The organism is Aldersonia kunmingensis (assembly GCF_001646865.1).
Lineage (GTDB): Bacteria > Actinomycetota > Actinomycetes > Mycobacteriales > Mycobacteriaceae > Aldersonia > Aldersonia kunmingensis.
Genome location: NZ_LRRB01000231.1, coordinates 26,527 through 34,423, shown reverse-complemented (window position 1 = coordinate 34,423; position 7,897 = coordinate 26,527). Strand labels below are relative to the sequence as shown.

At 68.2% G+C, this 7,897-nt stretch carries 9 protein-coding genes and 1 pseudogene; 7 read left to right on the top strand and 3 right to left on the bottom strand.

The annotated features are described in order from the left end of the window. The 3 genes from A8G08_RS18310 to A8G08_RS27560 all read left to right on the top strand — a co-directional run. On the top strand, positions 1–716 hold a 716-nt coding region (locus A8G08_RS18310), incomplete at its 5' end, for a zinc-binding dehydrogenase (RefSeq protein ID WP_068277274.1). Then, positions 713–1,345, top strand: a complete 633-nt coding sequence (locus tag A8G08_RS18305; protein ID WP_068277271.1) for an MBL fold metallo-hydrolase — start codon at positions 713–715, stop codon at positions 1,343–1,345. The genes A8G08_RS18310 and A8G08_RS18305, both read left to right, overlap by 4 nt. Before the next feature lie 100 nt (positions 1,346–1,445). Continuing rightward, a complete protein-coding gene (locus tag A8G08_RS27560; protein WP_084436485.1) occupies positions 1,446–1,709 on the top strand; it encodes a hypothetical protein in 264 nt (87 codons plus the stop codon). Between the two features lie 12 nt (positions 1,710–1,721). Here the strand turns inward: A8G08_RS27560 and A8G08_RS28500 are convergent. Next, a pseudogene (locus A8G08_RS28500) lies at positions 1,722–1,964 on the bottom strand (DJ-1/PfpI family protein); the annotation flags it as partial. Here A8G08_RS28500 and A8G08_RS18300 point away from each other — a divergent pair. The 3 genes from A8G08_RS18300 to A8G08_RS18290 all read left to right on the top strand — a co-directional run bounded on the left by A8G08_RS18300 (position 1,903) and on the right by A8G08_RS18290 (position 4,692). Beyond that, positions 1,903–2,568: a DJ-1/PfpI family protein gene (locus A8G08_RS18300; RefSeq protein ID WP_425394581.1), complete on the top strand. Its 666-nt coding sequence runs from the start codon at positions 1,903–1,905 to the stop codon at positions 2,566–2,568. The pseudogene A8G08_RS28500 and the gene A8G08_RS18300 overlap by 62 nt on opposite strands. Positions 2,569–2,654: 86 nt before the next feature. Next, positions 2,655–3,374: a DUF5642 family protein gene (locus tag A8G08_RS18295; protein ID WP_245672885.1), complete on the top strand. Its 720-nt coding sequence runs from the start codon at positions 2,655–2,657 to the stop codon at positions 3,372–3,374. Between the two features lie 151 nt (positions 3,375–3,525). After that, positions 3,526–4,692 (top strand): DUF4192 domain-containing protein, encoded by a 1,167-nt coding sequence (locus A8G08_RS18290; protein ID WP_068277289.1) that lies wholly within the window; start codon positions 3,526–3,528, stop codon positions 4,690–4,692. Between the two features lie 14 nt (positions 4,693–4,706). Here A8G08_RS18290 and galE read toward each other — a convergent pair whose 3' ends face one another. Beyond that, entirely contained in the window at positions 4,707–5,681 is a 975-nt protein-coding gene (gene galE, locus A8G08_RS18285) for a UDP-glucose 4-epimerase GalE (RefSeq protein ID WP_068277260.1), read from the bottom strand. Between the two features lie 66 nt (positions 5,682–5,747). Next, entirely contained in the window at positions 5,748–6,434 is a 687-nt protein-coding gene (locus A8G08_RS18280) for an iron-dependent transcriptional repressor DtxR (protein WP_068277255.1), read from the bottom strand. A 279-nt stretch (positions 6,435–6,713) separates the two neighbouring features. On the opposite strand from A8G08_RS18280, the gene A8G08_RS18275 reads away from it, so the two are divergent. Next, positions 6,714–7,892: an acetoin utilization protein AcuC gene (locus tag A8G08_RS18275; RefSeq protein ID WP_245672887.1), complete on the top strand. Its 1,179-nt coding sequence runs from the start codon at positions 6,714–6,716 to the stop codon at positions 7,890–7,892. The last annotated feature ends 5 nt before the right edge of the window (positions 7,893–7,897 follow it).

The following is a 7,897-nucleotide window of genomic DNA, read 5'->3' as shown; positions in this document are numbered from 1 at the left end:
AGCTGACTCCCGCGCTCGGCATCGGCGCCTTCGCCGAGAAGACGCTCGTGCACGCCGGGCAGTGCACCAAGGTGGATCCCGAGGCGGACCCGGCGGTTGTCGGCCTGCTCGGCTGCGGCGTGATGGCAGGCATCGGTGCCGCCATGAATACCGGCAATGTCGGCCGCGGCGACACGGTGGCCGTGATCGGCTGCGGCGGTGTTGGCTGCGGGTCGATCGCCGGTGCCAAGCTGGCCGGCGCGAGCAAGATCATCGCGGTCGACCTGGACCAGCGGAAGCTGGACTGGGCGACCGAGCTGGGCGCGACCCACACCGTCCTCGCCTCGGAAGCCGATGCAGTGCAGGCGATTCAGGACCTCACCGATGGCTTCGGCGCGGACGTCGTGGTTGACGCGGTCGGCCGCCCGGAGACCTGGAAGCAGGCCTTCCATGCCCGCGACCTGGCCGGCACCGTGGTTCTCGTCGGTGTGCCGACGCCGGACATGACGCTCGAGATGCCGCTGATCGACTTCTTCAGCCACGGCGGATCGCTCAAGTCCTCCTGGTACGGCGACTGCCTGCCTGAGCGCGACTTCCCGATGCTCGTCGACCTCTACCAGCAGGGCCGGCTGCCGCTGGACAAGTTCGTCACCGAGCGGATCTCGCTCGATGAGGTGGAGCAGGCGTTCGCGACGATGCACGCCGGTGCGGTGCTGCGGTCGGTGGTCGTGGCATGAGCGGCGCGTTCCGGGTCGACCGGGTTGTCACGTCGGGGCAGTTCAGCCTCGACGGCGGCACCTGGGATGTCGACAACAACATCTGGGTCGTCGGTGACGATGACGAGGTCGTGGTGATCGACGCGGCCCATACCGCGACGCCGATCATCGACGCCGTGGCCGGCCGGAGCGTGCGCGCGATCGTATGCACGCATGGGCACAACGACCACGTCACGGTCGCCCCCGAACTCGCCGAGCAGCTCGACGCCCCGGTGCTCCTGCACCCCGGCGACGACATGCTCTGGCAGCAGACTCACGCCGGTGTCGCGCACGGCACCCTCGCCGACGGCGACCGCATCTCGGTCGGCGGTACCGACCTGGTGGTCGTGCACACGCCGGGTCACTCACCGGGGTCGATCTGCCTTTACGTCCCGGAGGCCGGTGAGCTGTTCAGCGGCGACACCCTGTTCTCGGGTGGCCCGGGTGCGACCGGCCGCTCGTTCTCGGACTTCCCGACGATCATCGATTCGATCTCGGCGCGGCTGTTCGAGCTGCCGGCGGAGACGAGAGTGCGCACCGGGCACGGCGATTCCACCTCCATCGGTGACGAGGCGCCGCACCTCGAGGAGTGGATCGCGCGCGGTCACTGACGCTTGGGTAGAGGCGGGCGGTGGCCGCTTCAGCCCGCAGTCGAGAAAGATCGACGGTACTGCGCGGGCGTGGTCGCCAGGCGGCGTTGGAAGACGCGGTGTGGCGCTCGCCCCACCCGATGCGGTCGGCGAGGGCGGCGACAGACAGGTCGGAATCGAGATTGGTTGCCATCCACGCCAGCAAAGGAGCGAGCTGCGGCGAGGAGCTGCCGCGGGCCGCGAGCTGCGCGCTGTACTGGGACTGACCGCCCGAGCGCCGGACCGGCAGCACGATCCCACGCGCTATCTCGTTGGCCAGCGCGTCGCCCAGGTCTTCGGCCACCATCGCGAGCGTGAGGTCGATGCCGGCGGTCACCCCCGCTGAGCTCCACACCTCGCCGTCGCGCACGTAAATGCGGTCGGGCTCGACGGTGACCGACGGGTACCACTCCGCCAGGTACGGGGCAGCGGCCCAATGCGTCGTCACCAGCTTGCCGTCGACCAGCCCGGCCTCGGCGAGGACGAAGGTGCCCGAGCACACCGATGCCACCCGTCGGCTCCGCCGTGCCATCCGTTGGATGTGCTCGATGAGGCCACGATCGGTGCGAGCGGCGAGGAAGCCGTGGCCACCGGCAACCATCAGCGTGTCGACCGGTTGCTGCATTTCCGCGATGGGCTCCGCCTCCATAACAAGGCCGCCCGTGAAAACCGGTACTCGACCACACCCGCGCGCTGTCGTTGCGACGGCAGGCTTCGACGAGATGTCCGCACGGGACGTGATCGTCGTGCCAGGCGGATTCGCGGACCCGACCGGCACAGACGATGACCCGCTGGTGCGCTGGCTCCGCGACGTGCACCCCACCACAACGTGGACGACAAGCGTGTGCACCGGATCGCTGTACCTTGCTCGGGCCGGCGTACTCGACGGAATCGATGCCGCCTGCCATTGGGGAGCTCTCGAAGTGCTGGGTTCGCTCGGCGCCGTCCCGTCGAGCGATCGAGTGGTGATCCGCGGCAAGGTGGCGACTGCCGCAGGCATCTCGTCGGGCATCGATCTCGGCCTCACCCTCGCCGCAAGGCTGGCCGGCGAGGACGTGGCCAAGGCCATCCAGCTCGCGATCGAGTACGACCCGCAACCCCCATTCGACGCCGGGTCCCCCGCGAAGGCCGGGTCCGAGGTCATCGCGCTCGTAGCCGAGATCCTCCTCGATTCCGCGAGCTCAGAGGAACCGGCGGCGCCCTGACGGCGCTTGCGCGTACCGGCAGGCACACTGTTCGCGGGGGCTGCAACACGCCGCCCCGCGGACAGTCGCTACGAGGATCGGAACGCATGGGGATGGGTACAGCCGGAAACCCAGGGGCGAAGTCATCGGTACTGAGTCGGCTCGGCGTGTTCGCCGCGCTGGCGATATTCACCGCCGGCTGCGCAGCCGAGGTATCGGGCACTGCGGTACCCGAGGGCGCCGGACCACCCGCGCGGCTGGATGCCAGCCTCGCTGATCTGCTGCCCGGGCCCGAGGAATTCCCCGCGCGTTATCCGGCGGTGGTGCTGTCGCCCAAGGCGGTCGAACAGGCCGCTGCGGACCTGACGGGGATCCCGCCGGGAGCCAAGGTGCAGCCAGCGGGATGTGAACCGGCGCAGCAGAATCGCGACAATGACGAGGCCGCGATCGTGGTCGGCACGGACGCGAAGAGCCGGGCCACGATCACGGTCGCGCTCAGTCGCACCGACCAGCCGCTCGACCAGTACGAAGCGCAGTTGCGGCGCTGCCCAGACGTGGAAGTCACCACCGCGCAGACGAAGTCCACGGTCCACACCGAATTGCTCCCGCCGCCGGTGGTGAACGCCGACGACGCGCTGGCCGTGCGCCAGACCGTGCGATCCGGGACCGGTGCCGTCAGCCTCGCGCAGTCGATGCTCACCTTCATCGCGCAGTGCGATGACGTGCGGGTTTCCGCGACGTACATGAGCTTCAACGGGATTCAACCCGATACGACCGCGCTGGACGCGATCTTCACCGACGCCGTCGCGCGGGTCGCGCACGCCTAACGTCGGGCCCTACACCGCCATACCGACAAACCCAGTCGCTCGATGGCCCTGCGGCGCGGGTTGTCCACAGTGGGCAGCGTGTCCACAGGCAAGTGTGAAAGCCCAGGTCACGCAACGGAGTTGGGTGCCGGCCGCGGGCACGCTGTCGGACATGACGACTTCGGCTGACCCGTTCAACCCGACCGCGCGACCTCCGCTGCGTATCAGTGATCCCGGCGATCTCCTCGCCGCGATCCCGGCGATGCTCGGCTTCCGGCCGGAGCGCTCGGTGGTCCTGGTGTGCCTCGGGGGACCGACCGGCACGGCACTCGGCGCTGTGATGCGACACGATTTGATCGCCCCGCCAGGCGATTCGGCAATCGAGCCGGGTCTCACTGCGGAAATGGCCGCCGCGATCGAGCAATTCGCCATCGTGTGCGCCCGCGAACGGGCAACCTCGGTGATCGCCGTCGTGGTGGACCAGGACGCGGATTGCCGCGATTGTCACTGGTGCACTGGGGACGGGACTGCGGAATGCGCGGCCATGTCCCGCGCGCCGCTGCACACCGCGGTGGTCGAAGCCGTCGCGCGGGCGGTGGGGAAGCATGGCTGTGCTTTGATCGGCGCTCATGTCACTTGTGAAATCGCGACTGGCAGTCCGTGGTGGAGCTTGCTCGATGACCCCAGGAACGGACTCGTGCCGGATCCGGACGTGTCGCCGGTGACAACCGCACATGTGCTGGAGGGCAGGCAGATCCGCGCTTCACGCACCGAGTTGGCCGATCTGCTCACCGGCGATCGTGCCCGGCGGCGCGAAGTCGCGCGCGCCCTGCCCGAGGTGCGCGCGGCACAGGCCGAGCGCTTCGGTGGGCAGCGAACGGGCCGAAGCTTCACCGCGCGAAAGAAACTCGAGTTCGTGCTGTTCGAAGTCGACAATCTGGCCAGCGGCGAGGAACCTTCCGCGCGGGCGTTCGCGGCACTCGCGCTGGCGTTGGAACATCGCATCGTGCGTGACGCCGTGATGGCGCTGGCGGTCGGTGAGAAGGATCTCGCTGCGGAAGCGCTGTGGCTGGCGATGACCCGCGTGCTGCCTCATCCGGAACGTGCCGACGCCGCAACCCTGCTCGGCTTCAGCGCCTACGTGCGCGGAGATGGCCCGCTTGCGGGCATTGCGTTCGAGGCGGCGCTGACCGCGGACCCGGAACACCGGCTCGCGTGGATGCTCGACTCGGCGCTGCAGGGCGGGATTCGGCCCGAGGCGATGCGCGAACTGGCGACCTGTGGGTTCGAGCAAGCGTGCACGCTCGGGGTGCCGCTCCCGCCTGCGCGGGAGCGTTGATCATGCGACCGGGGTCAGCCTCGTGCGCGGTCGCCGAGCGACTGCAGGTACGTCCATGCGTCGGCGACGATCTCGTCGAGCTGCGTGTGCTGCGGACTCCAGCCGAGCTCCGCGATCGCCCGCGCGCTCGACGCCACCAGCACTGCGGGGTCACCCGCGCGCCGGGGAGCGTCCTGGGCGTTGATCGGGCTGCCGGTGACCCGCTCGCATGCCGAAATGACCTCGCGCACACTGAATCCGTTGCCGCTGCCGAGGTTGTAAATCCGGTGCTTTCCGGGTTCGGCGGACTCGAGCGCCAGCACGTGCGCCTCCGCCAGGTCGCGGATGTGGATGTAGTCGCGCACTGCCGTGCCGTCCGGAGTGGGCCAGTCGGTGCCGAATACCGCGATGCTCTCGCGCCGGCCGATCGCCACCTGCAGCACGAGCGGAATCAAATGGGTTTCCACGAGCCGGTTTTCGCCGAGCCCGGCATACGCGCCGGCGACATTGAAATATCGCAGGCTGGTGGCGGCGAGACCGTGCGCAATCGCGTACGAGGTGATGGCGTGGTCGATAGCGAGCTTGCTGGCGCCGTACGGATTGGTAGGGCGCGCAGGCGCATCCTCGGTTATGGGCGTGGTTTCCGGCTCGCCGTAGGTCGCCGCCGTAGAGGAGAACACCAGCCGGGTCGTACCCGACTCGCGCATCGCCTCGAGCAGGTCGAGCGACTTCACCACGTTGCCGTACCAGTAGGACTCCGGCTCGATAACCGATTCGCCGACCAGCGATTTCGCCCCGAAATGCAGGACCCCGTCGAAACTGCCGTCCGCGAGCAACGGCTGGGATTCGGTGGCGAGATCACCCTCGACGAACGCGGCGCCCTCCGGCACGGCGTCGGCATTTCCGGTGGACAGGTCGTCGAGCACCACGACCTCGTGGCCCCGCTCGATCAGAACCTTGGCGCACACGCTGCCGACATAGCCGGCACCGCCGGTCACCAGAAGTTTCACAACGCTCCTTCGCGTCCGCCACGGTCTGCGTGTTCCACACAGTCATCCCGGCGGGCGCGGTCGTTGTCAGACCAGCTTCACCTGCACGGCGTGGGCCATCTCTTCACTGAGTTCGTAAGCGCTATGACCCGGAACCACAATGGCTACCGAGCCCGGCTTGGTCTCGACTGTAACGCGCGCGTCCGGGACGACTCCCGCCTCACGCAGACTGGCGATGACGTCGGGCTCGGACTGCACGTACTCGGCAAGGCGGCGGACGACGACAGCAGTGGGCGCACCGTTGGGGATCTCGGTGAGCCGGATGAGGCGTTCGGGTGTGTTGAAGTTCTCTTCCAGGCCGAGCTCTTCGAGGCCGGGGATCGGATTGCCGTACGGCGACGTGGTCGGGTGGTTGAGCACCTCCATGAGGCGACGCTCGACCTGTTCGCTCATGACGTGCTCCCAGCGGCATGCCTCGGCGTGCACTTCGGACCAATCGAGGCCGATGACATCGACGAGCAGACGCTCCGCGAGCCGGTGCTTGCGCATGACGGCGACCGCGAGCGATCGTCCCTTGGGGGTCAGCTCGAGATGTCGATCTCCGGCGACCAGCAGCAATCCGTCGCGTTCCATACGTGCGACGGTCTGGCTCACCGTCGGACCGCTCTGCTCGAGCCGTTCGGCGATGCGCGCCCGCAGCGGAATTACGCCCTCTTCTTCGAGGTCGTAAATCGTGCGGAGATACATCTCCGTGGTGTCGACAAGATCCTTCACCCTCACACCCCTTCGTCCACGCAAATTCTACCGGTCCGCGCAGCGAATCGGGTCTTCCACGCCGCCCGGGCGACGAGTCGATCGAGAGGCGTGCACCACTATCAACATCGCAAGGCAGGCCGAGATTCCAGGCAGCGAAGTAGTTTGAACCACATGGCTGTGCAGGCGCGCGAGGGTGAGCCGCCAACTGATCGGTCCGGGCGGTCACAATCCGGTCCCGGGCACGCATTGGTCTGGTCACCGCGTTATCTGAGCTACACCTGGGCCAAGGGGCACCCGATGAACCCGGTGCGCCTGGACCTGACCATGGCACTTGCCACGTCGATCGGGCTGCTCGAGGGCGTGGAGGTCGTCGAACCGGCGGCCGCTACCGAACCGGATCTGCTGCGCATCCACACCGCGCGCTACATCGAGGCGGTCAAGGACGTCGACAACCGGCCGCCGGAGGATTTCGAGCCCCGCGACGACGCGCCGACGGATGCTCCGTTCGGTCTCGGGAACAGCGACAATCCAATTTTTCCGCATATGCACGAGGCGGCGTCGACCATCGTCGGCGGCACCCTGGCGGCGGCAAAGGAGATCGCCGCAGGTCGCGCCCGGCGGGCTGTCAGTATCGGCGGCGGAATGCACCACGCGCTGGCCTCGGCGGCGTCGGGCTTCTGCGTCTACAACGATGTCGCGGTCGCCATTTCCTGGCTGCTCGAAAACGGCTACGACCGGATCGCCTATATCGACGTCGACGTGCATCACGGCGACGGTGTGGAGCGCGCATTCCAGGGCGACCCGAGGGTGCTGACGGTCTCGATCCATCAGCATCCGGCGACGTTGTGGCCGGGGACCGGGTGGTCGAGTGAGGTCGGTATCGACGAGGGTGCCGGCCGGGCGGTCAATTTGCCTGTTTTGCCCGGCACGTCGGATCCGGTGTGGCTGCGGGCCTTTCATGCGGTCGTGCCCGGCGCGATTGCCGCATTTGCCCCGCAGATCATCGTCAGTCAGTGCGGCGTGGACACCCATCGTGAGGATCCGTTGGCGGATCTCGCGCTGAGTGTGGATGGCCAACGCGCGGCTTTCCTCGCGATGCGCGATCTCGCCGACCGCTACGCCGAGGGGCGTTGGCTTGCGGTCGGCGGCGGCGGGTACGGGTTGGTGCGCGTCGTGCCGCGGTCGTGGACCCACCTGATCGCCGCAGCTCTCGATCGCGATATCGACCCGGCCACCCCGATCCCCGAGGAGTGGAATGCGCGGATCACCCGGCTGGCGCCCGCAGTCGAACTGCCGACGGCGATGGGCGATGGCGAACTCGCGCATTACCTGCCCTGGGACGGGCCGGGCGGTGCGCCCGAGACCGGTGACTCGGCCTACGACCGGGCGCTCGTCAGGGTGGACGGGTCGATCCAGGCCACTCGCCGAGCGGTGTTTCCACTGCTCGGCCTCGATCCGGACGACCCCCGCGACTGACCACC

Coding starts and splice junctions, on each gene's coding strand:
- A8G08_RS18300 (WP_425394581.1), top strand. CDS start 1,903: ATGTGCTCGATGAGGCCACGATCGGTGCGAGCGGCGAGGAAGCCGTGG.
- A8G08_RS18295 (WP_245672885.1), top strand. CDS start 2,655: ATGGGGATGGGTACAGCCGGAAACCCAGGGGCGAAGTCATCGGTACTG.
- A8G08_RS18305 (WP_068277271.1), top strand. CDS start 713: ATGAGCGGCGCGTTCCGGGTCGACCGGGTTGTCACGTCGGGGCAGTTC.
- A8G08_RS18275 (WP_245672887.1), top strand. CDS start 6,714: ATGAACCCGGTGCGCCTGGACCTGACCATGGCACTTGCCACGTCGATC.
- A8G08_RS18290 (WP_068277289.1), top strand. CDS start 3,526: ATGACGACTTCGGCTGACCCGTTCAACCCGACCGCGCGACCTCCGCTG.